At 60.0% G+C, this 16,447-nt stretch carries 11 protein-coding genes; 8 read left to right on the top strand and 3 right to left on the bottom strand.

Going from position 1 to position 16,447, the window contains the following annotated elements:
• Positions 1-18: 18 nt before the first annotated feature.
• Positions 19-948 (bottom strand): LysR family transcriptional regulator, encoded by a 930-nt coding sequence (locus ACA074_RS17375; protein ID WP_187680444.1) that lies wholly within the window; start codon positions 946-948, stop codon positions 19-21.
• 171 nt (positions 949-1,119) lie between these two features.
• Here ACA074_RS17375 and ACA074_RS17370 point away from each other — a divergent pair, with 171 nt between their 5' ends.
• Positions 1,120-2,349 (top strand): acyl-CoA dehydrogenase, encoded by a 1,230-nt coding sequence (locus ACA074_RS17370; protein WP_187680443.1) that lies wholly within the window; start codon positions 1,120-1,122, stop codon positions 2,347-2,349.
• A 56-nt stretch (positions 2,350-2,405) separates the two neighbouring features.
• Here ACA074_RS17370 and ACA074_RS17365 read toward each other — a convergent pair whose 3' ends face one another.
• A complete protein-coding gene (locus ACA074_RS17365; protein WP_187680442.1) occupies positions 2,406-3,740 on the bottom strand; it encodes a phosphate ABC transporter substrate-binding/OmpA family protein in 1,335 nt (444 codons plus the stop codon).
• Positions 3,741-3,843: 103 nt separating this feature from the next.
• Entirely contained in the window at positions 3,844-4,656 is an 813-nt protein-coding gene (gene xthA, locus ACA074_RS17360; protein WP_103305276.1) for an exodeoxyribonuclease III, read from the bottom strand.
• Positions 4,657-4,958: 302 nt separating this feature from the next.
• Between xthA and ACA074_RS17355 the strand changes: the two genes are divergently transcribed.
• The 7 genes from ACA074_RS17355 to ACA074_RS17325 all read left to right on the top strand — a co-directional run bounded on the left by ACA074_RS17355 (position 4,959) and on the right by ACA074_RS17325 (position 16,268).
• Positions 4,959-5,609 carry a GNAT family N-acetyltransferase gene (locus ACA074_RS17355; RefSeq protein WP_187681035.1) on the top strand — a complete coding sequence of 217 codons (651 nt, stop codon included), beginning with the start codon at positions 4,959-4,961 and terminating at the stop codon, positions 5,607-5,609.
• 65 nt (positions 5,610-5,674) lie between these two features.
• Positions 5,675-7,402 carry an autotransporter assembly complex protein TamA gene (locus ACA074_RS17350; protein WP_497677469.1) on the top strand — a complete coding sequence of 576 codons (1,728 nt, stop codon included), beginning with the start codon at positions 5,675-5,677 and terminating at the stop codon, positions 7,400-7,402.
• Positions 7,399-11,073, top strand: a complete 3,675-nt coding sequence (locus tag ACA074_RS17345) for a translocation/assembly module TamB domain-containing protein (RefSeq protein ID WP_497677468.1) — start codon at positions 7,399-7,401, stop codon at positions 11,071-11,073. Before ACA074_RS17350 ends, ACA074_RS17345 begins: the two co-directional genes overlap by 4 nt.
• Positions 11,074-11,298: 225 nt before the next feature.
• A complete protein-coding gene (locus tag ACA074_RS17340; protein WP_150592326.1) occupies positions 11,299-11,781 on the top strand; it encodes a MarR family winged helix-turn-helix transcriptional regulator in 483 nt (160 codons plus the stop codon).
• Positions 11,771-13,240: an efflux transporter outer membrane subunit gene (locus tag ACA074_RS17335; RefSeq protein ID WP_497677467.1), complete on the top strand. Its 1,470-nt coding sequence runs from the start codon at positions 11,771-11,773 to the stop codon at positions 13,238-13,240. The genes ACA074_RS17340 and ACA074_RS17335 overlap by 11 nt, the downstream gene beginning before the upstream one ends.
• Positions 13,241-13,255: 15 nt before the next feature.
• Positions 13,256-14,458, top strand: coding sequence for an HlyD family secretion protein (locus tag ACA074_RS17330; RefSeq protein WP_187681031.1), 1,203 nt, complete (start codon positions 13,256-13,258; stop codon positions 14,456-14,458).
• Between the two features lie 280 nt (positions 14,459-14,738).
• The gene (locus tag ACA074_RS17325) at positions 14,739-16,268 is read left to right on the top strand and encodes a DHA2 family efflux MFS transporter permease subunit (protein WP_497677466.1); all 1,530 of its coding nucleotides are present in this window, start codon (positions 14,739-14,741) and stop codon (positions 16,266-16,268) included.
• The last annotated feature ends 179 nt before the right edge of the window (positions 16,269-16,447 follow it).

Here is a 16,447-nt window from a genome sequence, read left to right as displayed (position 1 = left end):
ACGTCAAGCGTGGACTGCTTACGCCTTATCCAGCTTCTTCTCATGCGCCGTTACCTGTTGGCACAACTCGATCATCTGCTCGCGCATCCAGCGATTCGCCGGGTCCTGGTCGGTACTCTCATGCCAGTACAGGTGAGTCTCCACCGGCGGCACATCATTGACCGGCAGATTAAACGCATGCAGTTCATGCCGCCGGGCGAAACGCTCCGGCACAGTCATGACCATGTCGGTCTGCTGCATCACCTGGGACGCCATCAGGTAATGCTGCGAGCGCAGGGCGATCTTGCGTTGAATGCCCATTTTTCCCAACGCCAGATCGACATAACCCAGACCGCTGCGGCGGCTGGAAATATGGATGTGGGTCAGCGACAGATAGTCATCGAGGGAAAGCTTTTCCTTGCCCGCCATCGGATGGCCCTTGCGCATCGCACACACGTAACGGTCTTCCATCAACTTGACGTGGCGCACCTGCGGGTCGGTGTTGAGCGGCGCGTCCACGGCAAAATCCAGACGCCCGGCCGCCAGTTCCTTGGTGGTTTCCCGGCGTTTGGAAAGGAAACTTTCGATGATCACTGTTGGCGCCAGACGGCGCAGGCGTTGGAACAGCGGCGGCAAAATCACTGCTTCGGTCAGGTCGGTCATGCTGATGCGGTAGGTCTTGACCGCTTGCGCCGGGTTGAAAATGCGACTTTCCTGCACCGACACGCGCAACAGCGACAGTGCGTTGCGTACCGGGCCAATGATGTTCTGCGCCATCGGCGTCGGCACCATGCCCTGGGCGGTACGCACAAAAAGCGGATCGTTGAAGGTTTCGCGCAACCGCGCCAATGCGTTGGACACCGCTGGCTGAGTGATGCCGACAATCTGCCCGGCGCGGGTCAGGTTGGCTTCGGTGTAGATCGCGTCAAAGACGATGAAAAGGTTGAGGTCGACCTTGCTCAGATTCATAACGCGGCTTCTCTTGTTTTTAAGGGCTGACGATCACTGGATCATATATCGGTGATGAATGTTTATACACGCCGAGAATAGGCTAGGTAAATTATCAGCGCTGTTCTAGCATCGATTGCATGACTTAAACAACCTCTGCTCAAGAACTGCCTTAACCATCGGGAGCTGCTCATGGATTTCGCTTATTCGCCCAAGGTGCAAGAACTGCGTGAGCGCGTGACCGCGTTCATGGACACTTATGTTTACCCGGCCGAAGCCGTGTTCGAGCGCCAGGTTGCCGAAGGCGATCGCTGGCAGCCGACGGCGATCATGGAAGAGCTCAAAGCCAAGGCCAAAGCCGAAGGCCTGTGGAACCTGTTTCTGCCTGAGTCGGAACTCGGCGCCGGCCTGACCAACCTTGAATACGCACCGCTGGCGGAAATCATGGGCCGTTCCTTGCTGGGCCCAGAGCCGTTCAACTGCTCGGCGCCGGACACCGGCAACATGGAAGTCTTGGTGCGTTACGCCAACGAAGAACAGAAACAACGCTGGCTCGAACCGCTGCTGCGCGGCGAGATCCGCTCGGCGTTTGCCATGACCGAACCGGACGTTGCCTCCTCCGACGCCACTAACATGGCCGCCCGCGCCGTTCGCGATGGTGACGAGTGGGTGATCAACGGTAAAAAGTGGTGGACCTCCGGCGCTTGCGACCCGCGCTGCAAGATCCTGATCTTCATGGGCCTGAGCGACCCTGATGCACCTCGTCACGCCCAGCACTCGATGATCCTCGTACCGGTCGACACCCCGGGCGTGAAAATCGTTCGGCCGCTACCGGTGTTCGGCTATGACGATGCGCCGCACGGTCACGCCGAAGTGCTGTTCGACAATGTGCGCGTGCCGTACGAAAACGTTCTGCTCGGTGAAGGACGCGGCTTCGAAATCGCTCAGGGTCGTCTTGGCCCGGGCCGGATACACCACTGCATGCGTTCGATCGGCATGGCCGAGCGTGCGCTGGAATTGATGTGCAAACGTTCAGTGAGCCGCACCGCGTTCGGCAAACCGCTGGCACGTTTGGGCGGGAACATCGACAAGATCGCCGACTCGCGGATGGAAATCGACATGGCGCGCCTGCTGACGCTGAAAGCGGCGTACATGATGGACACCGTCGGCAACAAAGTGGCCAAGAGTGAGATTGCGCAGATCAAGGTCGTTGCACCCAACGTGGCACTGCGGGTGATCGACCGGGCGATCCAGATCCATGGCGGGGCAGGGGTTTCCAACGATTTCCCGTTGGCCTACATGTACGCCATGCAACGCACCCTGCGCCTGGCCGACGGCCCGGACGAAGTACACCGCGCGGCAATCGGCAAGTTCGAGATCGGCAAATATGTGCCGAAGGAGATGCTGCGTAGCGAGCGCTGATCCAGCACAGCGGTGATCGTTCCCACGCGGAGCGTGGGAACGATCAATCATCAAATTCAATACACCCAAACCTCAACCCGTCGATTCTTGATCCGCCCCTCATCCGCACTATTCGCCGCCACCGGCATCTGCGCTCCAAACCCGCGAACCTCACGCAACACCACGCCGTTCTTCACCAGCTCCCGCCGCACCGCCATCGCTCGCAGTTTCGATAGCAAGTCCGCGCGCGCCGGGTCGTCCTTTACATCACCAAACCCAATCAGCGTCACCGTGCGATCAGTCTTGTTTTGACGCTTTATATAGTCGAGCACCCGGGCCAGATCCTGTCGCGCCTTGTTATCCAGGCTCGCGCTGCCTTCCTCGAAACGGAAGTTCACTGTCAGACGCTGGGCGTGACGGCTGAGTGATTGGTAACCCTCGGGCATCAGCGCATTCGGTGCGACCGTCATGGCCTGAACGGTCTGGCTGATAAACCCGTTGGCCGCCACGATCGCCTGGCCCTGACGACTTTGCGCGAACGCCGCCAATGCTTTCGCCCAAGGATTCTTGCTATTCGGCGGCATATAGAAGAACAACCGGCGGGACAAGGGATAGTCCTCGGTGGCGATCAAGCTGCTCAGCGGCAGCATCGACTGCGACGCACCATCGGCAATCGCCACCGCTTTGGCCTGGCGCACGTAAGGTAAACCGATAAAACCGATGCCTTGCGGATCGGCGCTGACGGCATCGGACAATTGCTCGCTGGATTCAAACCTTTTCGCAACGCTACTCAGATTTTTCCCACGACGACTGAGGACCAATTCCTTAAACGTGTCGTAGGTGCCGGACTGATCATCGCGTGCATATAAATGAATCGCCCCGCCATGGCCGCCGAGGTCTTCCCAGGTTTTCACCTCGCCGGCAAAGATCCGCGCCAGTTGTTCGGTGTCCAGTTGCTGCAACGGGTTGTCGGGGTGAAGGATGATTGCCAGGCCATCAATGGCAATGACTTGCTCGGCTGCGGGGCTTTTCAAGTCGCCGAGCGATTGCAGGCTGAGCAGTTCGCTGTCCTTGATCGGGCGGGAGGAGGCGGCGAGGTCGGCAGCGGCGGCTTTGAGCGCAGTGAAGCCGGTGCTGGAACCGTGGGCTGCGATTTCCACCACGACGCTTTTACCTTGGGCAGACTGGCCGACGATCCGCAGTTCGTTGGCGCTGTCCGGGGTTTCGCGGTGGATCTTCAGCAGCCCTTGTTCCCGTAACAGGCCTTCGACCAACGCCGGGCCGAGTTCGGCGCCGATGGTGTTCGAGCCTTGGATGCGCAATGCCGGGCCGTTTTCAGGGATGGGCAGTGCAGCGGCGGAGACCGTCAGCCATCCACTCAAGAGAAAAACGCACAGAACACGCAGGGTCATGCCGGCACCGAATCAAGCCAAGGGGATTGCCGGGGAGATTAAGTCAGGCGCATGACCAAAACATGACAGTGATCCCACAGGAGAATTTCAGGCGATTTGAAGATCAGGCCAGTTCAAGCCAGATCGGCGCATGGTCCGAAGGCTTTTCCATCCCGCGCAGTTCATAGTCGACACCCGCCGCTTTCACCCGAGGCAACAAACCGTGGGAAGCGAGGATCACGTCGATGCGCAGGCCACGCTTCGGCTCGTCTTCAAACCCACGGCTGCGGTAATCGAACCAACTGAACATGTCGGTCACGTCCGGGTTCAGGTGGCGGTAGCTGTCGGTCAGGCCCCAGTTTTTCAGGCGGGCCATCCACTCGCGCTCTTCCGGCAGGAAGCTGCATTTACCGGTTTTCAGCCAGCGCTTCATGTTGTCCGGGCCGATGCCGATGTCGCAGTCTTCCGGGGAAATGTTCACATCGCCCATCACCACCAGCGGCTGCTCATTGTGGAACTGGCTTTCCAGCAAGGCTTGCAGATCGCTGTAAAAGCGCTGCTTGGCGGGAAATTTGGTTGGATGGTCGCGGCTTTCGCCCTGGGGGAAATAGCCGTTCATGATCGTCACCGGCACGCCGTTGGCGTCGGCGAAAGTGCCCCAGATGAAGCGGCGCTGGGCGTCTTCTTCATCAGTGGCGAAACCTTTGTGAATCGCGATCGGCTCCTGACGCGAGAGCAGGGCGACGCCGTAGTGACCTTTCTGGCCGTGGAAATACACGTGATAGCCCAGCGCACGTACTTCTTCCAGCGGGAACTGGTCGTCGTGGACTTTGGTTTCCTGCAGGCCGATGACGTCCGGCTGGTGTTTTTCGATCAGCGCTGCCAGCTGATGCGGACGCGCGCGCAGTCCGTTGATGTTGAAGGAAACAATCTTCATGTCGGCAGTCCTGGCAAAAGGGCGATGCTAGCTGACATGTGGGATGGGGGCCAGTGTGGGGTAGGGGAAATCGCTTTTGCCTGCCAGATAAATGTTGTCTGAACCGGCGTCATCGCGAGCAGGCTCACTCCTACAATTGAAATGCGTACCCCTGTAGGAGTGAGCCTGCTCGCGATTGGCGGTCGCCCGTTCGATGAAGATCCAAGGTTGGTCTATACCTGTGGGGAACTGTGCCAACGGCAATAGGTTCGTACCAACAAGAGCGCAGTCATTTTAGCCGCGCCCCGGGGAGAATCACCGTCATGCCTGAAACCCAGACCGCCATCGCCGACATTCATATGCTCGACCGCGGCTATTCCCGCGAAGCACGATCCCTGCTGTATCAGGCCTACCGCCACGAGCCGACTTTCGGCTACCTGTTCGAAGCCGAGCGTCCCGGCTATGAGCAGCGGGTGCGGGCTACGGTGCGCGAATTGGTAAAACAACATTTCCTGCAGGATCTGCCGGCCATCGGCCTGCTGGTCAACGATCGCCTGATCGGCATCGCCCTGATTGCACCGCCGCAACGCCGTTTGGGCATCACCGAGAGCTGGGCGTGGCGCCTGCGCATGGTGCTCAGCACCGGTTTCCGCTGTACTCGCCGCTATCTGGAATATCACGATGCCGTGGCCGCCTGCGTGCCGAGCGATTCGGTGCACATGTTACCGCTGCTGGGTGTTCACCCGCAGTTCCAGGGCAAACACTTCGGTGAGCAACTGCTGACTGCCGTGCACAACTGGTGCGCGGTGGACGAAACCTCGCAAGGTGTGGTGCTCGATACCGGCAACCCGCGTTACCTGGAATTCTATAAACGTCAGGGTTATCAGGAGATTGGCGAAGTTGCCGTCGGCCCGGTGCGCGAACACGTATTTTTCCACGCCAACCCTCAGGTGTTACAAACTGCAACAGCATAGCAATCGAACTTCTTGGGAAATTTCCTCTTCTATTACGCTCCCAAGCCCGTGATAGCATTCGCGCCATGAAGTTTCCAGGAAGATTTACCAGTGGCGTGCTCATGCTGTTATCCAGCTGCGCGGCGCTGGCGCAAAGTGAATTGGATGTGCGGATCAAACCGTCCAACGATGAACTCAAGGCCAATATAGAAGGCTATATCGGCAGCCTCGGTGACCGTGACGAAGAAGCCTTGCTGCGCTTCAGTCGCGGTGCCGAAGAGCAGGCGCGCAAGGCGGCCCAGGCGTTGGGCTACTATCAGCCGCAGATCGACAGCGACGTGAAGGGCGGCGAAAAACCGCGTCTGGTGCTGAACATCGATCCCGGCGAACCGATTCGTCTGCGCAACGTCACAATCCGTGTCGACGGCCCGGCTGCCTCCTTTAAATCCTTTCGCGTGCCGAAAGCCGACGTGCTCAAGCCCGGCGCGGTGCTCAACCATGGTCGCTACGAAGACGCCAAACGGCTGATCCAGAATCAGGCCTCGCGCTTCGGTTATTTCAGCGGCCATTTCACCAGTCAGAAACTCATGGTCGACCCGCGTGCCGGTGTCGCCGATGTTGAATTGATCTACGAAAGCGGCCCGCGTTATGCGCTGGGCAAAGTCAGTTTCGAGGGTAATACGCCGTTCGACGAAGACCTGCTGCAACGCATGGTGCCGTTCAAGGAAGGCGAGCCGTATGACTCCGAGCTGATCGCCGAACTCAACCGCGACCTGCAATCGAGCGGCTATTTCGAAGGGGTGCGCGTCGATGCCGCACCGACCACCGCGAAAAACGAGGTGATCCCGGTGGACGTCAAACTCGACACGCGCAAGCCGCGCACCATGGGCCTGGGCCTCGGTTATTCGACCGACGTCGGGCCACGGATCAAGGCCAACTGGACGCGCCATTGGGTCAATCCGCAGGGCGACAGTTATGGCTGGGAAGCCGAACTCTCGGCGCCACGGCAGAACGTCGGCCTCTTTTACGACATTCCGCTCGACCCGCCGCTGACCGACAAATTGCGTTGGGCCGGTGGTTATCAATTCGAAGACATCGAGGGTTCTGACACCCTGAGCAAGCTGCTGACCTTCGGCCCGGAATGGCACAGCAAGTTGCCCAGTGGCTGGCAACGGGTGATCTCGCTGAAATGGCAGCGCGAGGAATACGAGCTCGGTGATGACTCGGGTTTGAGTACCTTGCTGATGCCCGGCATCAGTTATTCGTACTTGAAAAGCGACAACCGCATCGACCCGCACAATGGCTATCGCCTGACCTTTGAAAGCAAAGTCGCGAAGGAAGGCCTCGGCTCGGACAACAACCTTCTATATGGCACCGCGCTGGTCAAAGGCCTGACCACGGTGTTCGACAAACACCGTTTGCTCGGCCGCGTGCAGGTCGGCGGCAGCGCCACCAACGGTTACGCGTCGGTGCCGCCGTCGCTGCGTTTCTTCGCCGGTGGCGATCAGAGCGTGCGTGGTTACGACTACCAGAGCCTGTCTCCGGAGAACTCCGACGGCAAACGTATCGGTGGCCGTTACATGGTTGCCGGCAGCGTCGAGTATCAATACTCGGTCGCCGAGAAGTGGCGGGTCGCGACCTTCGTCGACCAGGGCAACTCTTTCAACAAACTCGAACTGCCGAACCTCAAGACCGGGGTCGGTATTGGTGTGCGCTGGGTCTCGCCGGTGGGGCCGATCCGCCTCGACCTGGCCCACGCGCTGGACGACGATGGCGGCATCCGGCTGCACTTTTCCATGGGGCCTGAGCTGTGAAACGTGGTTTGAAAATAACGGCACTGACGCTTCTGGCGCTGGTGTTGTTGATTGTCTTGAGCATCGCTGCGGTGCTGGGTACGCAGGCTGGCAGCCGTTGGGCGCTGGGTCTGGTGCCGGGTTTGAGCGTAGAAAATTTCCAGGGCCGCCTCGGCGGACAATGGAGCGCCGATCACCTGTTGTGGCAGCAAGACAGCAGCCGCGTCGAGTTGCAGAAGCCGATCTTCGCCTGGTCGCCGCTGTGCCTGACGCGCATGACCTTGTGCATCGACCAGCTCAAGGCTGATCAGGTCATTCTGCAATTCCCGCCGAGCGAAGAAACTACGCAAAGCGGTCCGATCAAACTGCCGGATCTGCAATTGCCGGTGGCCCTCGAGCTGGGCGACGTGCAGGTCGGCAGCCTGTTGTTTAACGGCAGCGAACAACTCAAAGGCCTGAAACTGGCGGCGCACTGGACCGCCAAGGGCATGCAGATCGACAGCGTGCAATTGCAGCGCGACGAGCTCAGCCTGAATCTGTCCGGTCTGCTGCAACCCTCCGGTAACTGGCCACTGAACATCGCCGGTGATCTGACCCTGCCGTCGCCGGGCACCGGCCCATGGACGTTGGCGTTAAAGATCGACGGCGACCTGTTGAAAACCCTCAACCTGCACGCCGACAGCCGTGGCTACCTCGATGGCCAGTTGAGCGGCGAACTGCAACCGCTGGCGGAGAACCTGCCGGCCAAGGTGCGCATCACTTCCGAGGCGTTCAAGCCGAGCGCCGACCTGCCGGACACCCTGCAACTCAATCAACTGGTGCTGACCGGCGAAGGCGACCTGAAAAACGGTTATCAGCTAAACGGCAACGCCACACTGCCCGCTGATAAAGGCCCGGTCGCGCTGTTGCTCAAGGGCAAAGTCGACGCCAGCGGCGCGCAAATCGCCGGGCTCGACCTGAGCGCCAACGACAAGCAAAGCCTCAAGCTCACCGGCAGCGTCGACTGGAGCAAAGGCATCACGGCTCAAGCCAACATCAATTGGCAGGACTTCCCGTGGCATCGGCTCTACAACGAAATCGACGAGCCGCAAGTCGCCTTGCGTACCTTCAACGGCGAAGTCTCCTACACCGACGGTCAGTACATCGGTAACTTCGCCGCCGCGCTGGATGGCCCGGCGGGGGCGTTCAGCCTGAGCAGTCCGTTCAGTGGCAGCCTTAAACAGATCGCACTGCCGCAACTGAAAATGGAAGCCGGCCAGGGCAAGGCCGAAGGGCATGTGAACGTGCAGTTCGCCGACGGCATCGCCTGGGACACGGCGCTGGATCTGTCAGCGCTCAACCCGGCGTACTGGGTCGCGGAGCTGCCGGGCACTTTGGCCGGGCCACTGAAAAGCAAAGGCGAAATGAAGAACGAGCGCTTGAGCCTGACAGCTGACCTCGATCTGAAAGGCAAACTGCGCGGCCAACCGGCGATCCTGCAAGCCAAGGCTGACGGTGCGGGCGAGCAGTGGAATCTCAACGCCCTGCAAATCCGCCTCGGCGACAACAGCATCATCGGCAAGGGCAGCCTGCAACAGAAACTCACCGGGCAGATCGACATCAAACTGTCGCGTCTGGCCCAGCTGTGGCCGCAATTGCGCGGGCAGATCAACGGTCAGGTCAACGTAGCCGGTACGCTGAAAGCGCCGCAAGGCAAGCTAGGCCTGCAAGGTTCGCAACTGGCCTTCCAGGACAATCGCCTGCAAAGCCTCAACCTCGACGCCACCCTCGACAGTGCGCAACGGGCGAAAATTGATCTGAAAGGCTCAGGGATTCAGGCTGGCGATACGTCGCTGGGTACACTGACCGCCAGTGCCCAAGGCGACATCAAGAGCCAGAAACTCAGCCTCGATCTGCTCGGGCCGAAACTGAAACTGGCGTTGGGCCTGGACGGCAATCTCGACAAGGGCAACTGGCGTGGACGCTTGGCCAGCGGTGACATTCAGGCCGGTGGCCAGGACTGGAAGCTGCAAAACCCAGCGAAACTCGAACGTCTGGCCGACGGCAAGATCAACTTTGGCGCCCACTGCTGGATGTCCGGCAGCGCCAGCCTGTGCGGTGAAGATCAACGGCTGATGCCCGATCCGAAACTGCGCTACCACCTCAAGCAATTCCCGATTGAGAGTCTGGCGCAGTGGCTGCCCAAGGATTTTGCCTGGAAGGGCAAGCTCAACGCCGATCTGCAACTGGACGTGCCGGCCAGCGGCCCGAACGGTGTGATCAGCGTTGATGCCAGTGGTGGCACGCTGCGCATGCGTGAGAAAGATCAGTGGCTGGATTTCCCGTACCAGACGCTCAAGCTCACCAGCAAACTCACGCCGAAGCGTATCGACACCGACCTCAACTTCGTCGGCGGCAAACTCGGCGAATTGATGGTGCAGGCGCAGCTCAATCCGTTGCCGAAGAACAAACCGCTGAGCGGCTCGTTCCGCTTGAGTGGGCTGGATCTGTCGGTGGCGCGGCCGTTTGTGCCGATGGTCGAGAAACTCACCGGGCGCTTGAACGGTAGCGGCACGATTTCCGGCGGGCTACTGGCACCGCTGGTCAACGGTACGGTGCAACTCAGCGACGGCGAAGTGTCGGGTGCCGAGTTGCCGATGGAACTCAACAATCTGCAACTGCAAGCCGTGATTGCCGGTGAGTCGGTGCGTCTGGACGGCGGCTGGAAAAGCGGCAAGACCGGGCAGGGCAGTCTGAACGGCAACGTCGCCTGGGGTCAGGCGCTGGTGGTTGATCTCGCTTTGAAAGGTACGCAACTGCCGGTCACCGTCGAGCCATACGCCAAGCTTGAAGTGGCGCCCGACCTGAAGATTTCCATGGCCGGTGATGAGCTGAAGATTGCCGGCAAAGTGCTGGTGCCCAAAGGCGAAATCACCGTGCGCGAATTGCCGCCATCGACGGTGAAAGTCTCCGATGACACGATCATCGTCGGCGCGCAGACCGAAGAGGGCAAACCACCGATGGCCATGAAAATGGACATCGATGTAGTCGTCGGCGAAGACAAACTCAGCTTCGCCGGCTTCGGCCTGACCGCCAACCTGCAAGGTCAGGTGCACATCGGCGACAACATGGACACCCGTGGCGAACTGTGGCTCAACGACGGTCGTTACCGCGCCTACGGTCAGCGCTTGACGGTGCGGCGTGCGCGTCTGCTGTTTGCCGGCCCCCTCGATCAGCCGTATCTGGACATCGAGGCGATCCGCCAGACTGACGACGTGATCGCCGGTATTCGCCTGAGCGGCAGTGCCGAGCAGCCGACTACGCAGATCTTCTCGGAACCGGCGATGAGCCAGGAGCAGGCGTTGTCCTATCTGGTGCTGGGGCGTCCGCTGAGTACCAGCGGAGAAGACAACAACATGCTCGCGCAAGCGGCGTTGGGTCTCGGCTTGATGGGCAGCTCCGGGGTGACGAGCAGTCTGGCCAAGGACTTGGGCATTCAGGATTTCCAGCTCGACACCCAGGGCAGTGGCAACACCACCAGCGTGGTGGCCAGCGGCAACATTTCCGAAAAACTCAGTTTGCGTTATGGCGTCGGCGTGTTTGAACCGGCCAGCACCATTGCCCTGCGGTACAAGCTGAGCAAGAAGGTTTACCTCGAAGCGGCCAGTGGCGTCGCGAGTTCGCTGGATATCTTCTACAAGCGCGATTTCTGATTCATCTCTGAAAGATCAAAAGATCGCAGCCATCGGCAGCTCCAACAAGGGTTTACTCAATCCCTGTAGGCGCTGCCGATGGCTGCGATCTTTTGCTTTTGGCTTCTGAAGCACCACCACCTATCCGCCAATTACAAAGCCTCCTAACTATTTGTTTGACATTCGCTGCCTAGGCAGTAACATCTCGACATACATTCACTGCCTAGGCAGTTATTAGGTGAGCAAATGAAGCATTTCACCCCGGACGAATTCAAACATTGCCATCTCGGCCTGTTGCTTGGCCGTGCTGCGCTGCTCAAGGACCGGATCATCGACACCCACATGGAACCCCACGGCATCACCGCCGCGCAGTTCAAGGTGTTGATCATCATGGCCCAGTTCGGCGTCGACACTCCGGCCGAGCTGTGCCGGCATCTGTCGCTGGACAGCGGTTCGATGACGCGGATGCTCGATCGTCTGGAGCAGAAAGGTTTCCTGGTTCGCCAACGCAGCGAAGGCGATCGCCGTCAGGTGCAACTGAAACTGACCGAACAAGGCCAGCAACTGGCCGATCGCCTGCCGCACATCGGCGCCGATGCGATGAATGAACTGGCCGGCGCCGTCACTCCGGACGAGTTGAAGACCCTGGAATACATCCTCAAGAAAATTCTGCTGGCAGCCGGTGACCCGATCACCATCCAGCGGTTAGGTGAACACAATGAGCGGTAAAACCTTGCGCAGCAGCCTGACCCTCGTGCTGTCGGCGATGATCCTCGCCGGTTGCGCCAACTACAGCGGCCTCGACACCCAAGGCAAAAATCTTGATGCGCAAAGCCTGAAAGTCGGCCAATCCCTCAACGGCGTAACCCTGTCGCCGGCCGCGTGGCCGAAAAGCGACTGGTGGACCAGCCTCGGCGATCCGCAACTCGACGGTTTGATCCGCGAAGCGCTGCACGACAGCCCGGACATGCAGATCGCCGAAGCCCGCGCCCATCAAGCCAGCGCCGCTGCGTATGCCGCCGATGCCGCGCGTTATCCGACCCTCGACGCCAGCGCCGGCATCAGCCGTTCGCGCCTGGCCAAGGATCAGGACCCGCGAGGGCAGGGCGATGCCTACGCCACGGTGCGTAATGTCAGCGCCGGCTTCAATTACAACTTCGATTTGTGGGGCGGTCAGCGTGACGCCTGGGAAGCCGCACTCGGTCAGGCCCGTGCCGCCGAAGTCGACCGTCAGGCTGCGCAGTTGACCCTCGCTGCCGAAGTGGCCCGCGCTTACAGCGATCTCGGTCAGGCGCACATCGTCTATGACCTGGCCAACGAAGACCTCAAGCGCACCAAACAGATGCTCGATCTGAGCCAGCGTCGCCTGAGTTCCGGGATCGACAGCCAGTATCAGTTCCAGCAAACCCAGAGCCTGGAAGCGAGTTCCGAAGCCAGCCTGATCGAAGCGGAAAAACGCCTGAACAGCGCGAAAATCGCCTTGGCCGTGTTGCTCGGCAAAGGCCCGGATCGCGGCAACGAAATCGCCCGGCCAAAAGTGTTGCAGGCCAGCGCCGTGGCGGTGCCGTCGGTGTTACCGGCCGAACTGCTCGGTCGTCGCCCGGATCTGGTTGCCGCCCGCTGGCGGGTAGAAGCGGCTAGCAAGGACATCGACTCGGCGAAGACCCAGTTCTATCCGAACCTGAACCTGACGGCCTCGGCCGGTGCCGAGTCCTTGTTGGGTGACGCAATGTTCGGTTCGGCCAGTCGCTTCTTCAATATTGCCCCGACCATTTCGGTGCCGATCTTCGATGGCGGACGCCTGCGTGCCAACCTCGATGCGCGCGACGCCGATTACGACCTGGCGGTGGCGCAGTACAACAAAAGTCTGGTGAAAGCACTGGGCGATGTCAGCGACACGATCAATCAGTTGCGTGACATCGGCCGGCAGATCGGCGCGCAGCAACACGCCACCGACATTGCTCAGGACTCTTACAACACCGTCGTCCAGCGTTACGGTTCCGGCATCGGCAACTACCTGGACGTGCTCAGCATCGAGCAGCAATTGCTCCAGGCCCAGCGTCAATTGGCCAACCTCAATGCCGAGCAGATCGACCTGTCGATTCAACTGATGCAAGCGCTGGGCGGCGGCTTCCAGGGGCAGACCCTGACCGCAGCCAACGCCACCCCAGCCACGTCGCACAACTAATTCAAGGTATTTGTCATGGCCACTGCCGAAAACACTCAAGCTCCAGACAACACCCCAGACACCGGCAATCCGCGCAAACGCAAAGTGATGCTGCTGGTGCTGGCGGTTATCGTCCTCCTCGCTGTTGGCGGCGTCTGGGCGTATCACGAATTCATCGGGCGCTTTAACGAAAGCACCGACGACGCCTACGTCAACGGCAACGTCGTGGAAATCACTCCGCTGGTGACCGGCACCGTGGTCAGTATCGGCGCTGATGATGGCGACCTGGTCCACGAAGGTCAGGTGCTGATCAACTTCGATCCCAACGACGCTGAAGTCGGCCTGCAAAGTGCTCAGGCGAAACTGGCGCGCACTGTGCGTCAGGTGCGCGGCTTGTACAGCAACGTCGATGGCATGAAAGCCCAGGTCAACGCGCAACAGGCTGAAGTGCAGAAGGCGCAGGACAACTTCAATCGCCGGAAGAATCTCGCCGCTGGCGGGGCGATTTCCCAGGAAGAACTGTCCCACGCTCGCGACGACCTGACCTCGGCGCAAAACGCCCTGGCCAACGCCAAACAACAACTGAAAACCAGCAGCGCGCTGGTCGATGACACCGTGGTGTCGTCGCACCCGGACGTGATGTCGGCTGCTGCGGATCTGCGTCAGGCCTACCTGACCAATGCGCGCAGCACCTTGATCGCGCCAGTCACCGGTTACGTCGCCAAACGCACCGTGCAACTCGGTCAGCGCGTACAACCGGGCACCGCGCTGATGGCGGTGATTCCACTGGATCAACTGTGGATCGATGCCAACTTCAAGGAAACCCAACTGCGTGACATGCGCATCGGTCAGCCAGTCGACATCGAGTCCGACATCTACGGCAGCGACGTGAAATACAGCGGCACCGTCGACAGCCTCGGCGCCGGCACCGGCAGCGCGTTTGCCTTGTTGCCTGCGCAGAACGCCACCGGTAACTGGATCAAGATCGTTCAGCGTGTGCCGGTGCGGATTCACATCAACGCCGAAGAACTGGCCAAGCACCCGCTGCGGGTGGGCCTGTCGACCAACGTCGAAGTCAATCTGCACGACCAGAGCGGCCCGGTACTGGCTCAGCAACCACCGCAGAAAGCCTCGTTCAGCACCAACGTCTACGACCGTCAACTGGCCGAAGCCGACGCGATGATCGCTCAGCTGATCCACGACAACAGCGCTGCGGCCAGCAAAACCGCGCAACGCTGATTCACCGCTAACCCTGTGGGAGCAGTCTTTGTGGTGAAGAGATTCATCTGGGAAGAAGGGATTCTTCTGTAGAGAAAAGATGCATCTGTGGCGAGGGGATTTATCCCCGATGGACTGCGAAGCAGGCCCGTCTTTTTAGGACCAAAAGAGGGGCCGCTTCGCGACCCATCGGGGATAAATCCCCTCGCCACAAAAGCTCCCTCATCACAAAAGCGTGTTCCCACAAGGGCTGCTGTGTCTGTAACAGACGCAGCGTCAACTTGGTTCCAAAGGATTCACAATGAGCAATAACGCCTCTTTCACGCCGCCCAGCCTGTTGCTCAGCACCATTGGCCTGTCGCTGGCGACCTTCATGCAAGTGCTCGACACCACCATCGCCAACGTGGCGCTGCCGACGATTTCCGGCAACCTGGGGGTGAGTTCGGAGCAGGGCACCTGGGTGATCACCTCGTTTGCCGTGAGCAACGCCATTGCGCTGCCGCTGACCGGTTGGCTCAGTCGGCGTTTCGGTGAGGTGAAGCTGTTTCTCTGGGCCACCATTCTGTTTGTGCTGGCCTCGTTTCTCTGCGGTATCTCGACGTCGATGCCCGAGTTGATCGGCTTCCGCGTGCTGCAAGGCCTGGTGGCCGGGCCGCTTTATCCGATGACACAAACCCTGTTGATCGCCGTTTATCCCCCCGCGAAACGGGGGATGGCTTTGGCGTTGCTGGCGATGGTCACGGTGGTCGCACCAATTGCCGGGCCGATTCTCGGTGGCTGGATCACCGACAGCTACAGCTGGCCGTGGATCTTTTTCATCAACGTGCCGATCGGGATCTTTGCGGTGATGGTGGTGCGCTCGCAACTGGCCAAGCGGCCGGTGGTGACCAGTCGTCAGCCGATGGATTACGTTGGGCTGATCTCGCTGATCATCGGCGTCGGTGCCTTGCAGGTGATCCTCGACAAAGGCAATGACCTGGACTGGTTCGAATCGAACTTCATCATCATCGGTGCAGCGATTTCGGTGATTGCCCTGGCGGTGTTCGTCATCTGGGAAATGACTGACCAGCATCCGGTGGTGAATCTGCGGCTGTTCGCGCACCGTAACTTCCGTATCGGCACGATTGTGCTGGTGTTGGGTTACGCCGGGTTCTTCGGCATCAACCTGATCCTGCCGCAGTGGCTGCAAACGCAGATGGGTTACACCGCGACCTGGGCGGGTCTGGCCGTGGCGCCGATCGGCATTCTGCCGGTGCTGCTGTCGCCGTTTGTCGGCAAGTACGCGAACAAGTTCGATCTGCGCTTGCTGGCCGGGCTGGCGTTTCTGGCGATTGGCCTGAGCTGCTTCATGCGCGCCGGGTTCACCAATGAAGTGGACTTCCAGCACATCGCTCTGGTGCAACTGTTCATGGGCATTGGTGTGGCGCTGTTCTTCATGCCGACCTTGAGCATTCTGATGTCGGACTTGCCGCCGAGCCAGATTGCCGACGGTGCGGGCCTGGCGACCTTCCTGCGGACACTGGGCGGCAGCTTTGCCGCGTCGCTGACCACGTGGATCTGGATTCGCCGTGCTGATCAGCATCATGCGTATATGAGTGAAAGCATCAGTACGTATGAGCCGGCGACGCGCGAGACCTTGAATCATCTAGGCGGCGCGAGCCAATCGGCTTATGCGGAGATGGATCAGATCCTCACCAGCCAGGCGTACATGCTCTCCACCGTGGATTACTTCACGCTGCTGGGTTGGGGCTTCATGGGGTTGATTCTGATTGTGTGGCTGGCGAAGCCGCCGTTTGCTGCCAAGGCAGGGCCGGCTGCTTCCGGGCATTAAGGTCAAAAGCCCCTCACCCTAACCCTCTCCCGGAGGGAGAGGGGACTGACCGTGGTGGATGTTCGGGATACATCGACCTGACAGACTTCAGTCGAACTCAGGTTTTGAAAAGCACAGAGATCGGCTCCCTTTCCCCCTCGCGCCCCCTGGGGGAGAGGGCTGGGGTGAGGGGGTAGCGA

This window comes from Pseudomonas sp. LBUM1655 (assembly GCF_059716085.1).
The sequence above is the reverse complement of the archived record's forward strand: the minus strand, read 5'-3'. Positions and strand labels throughout refer to the sequence as shown.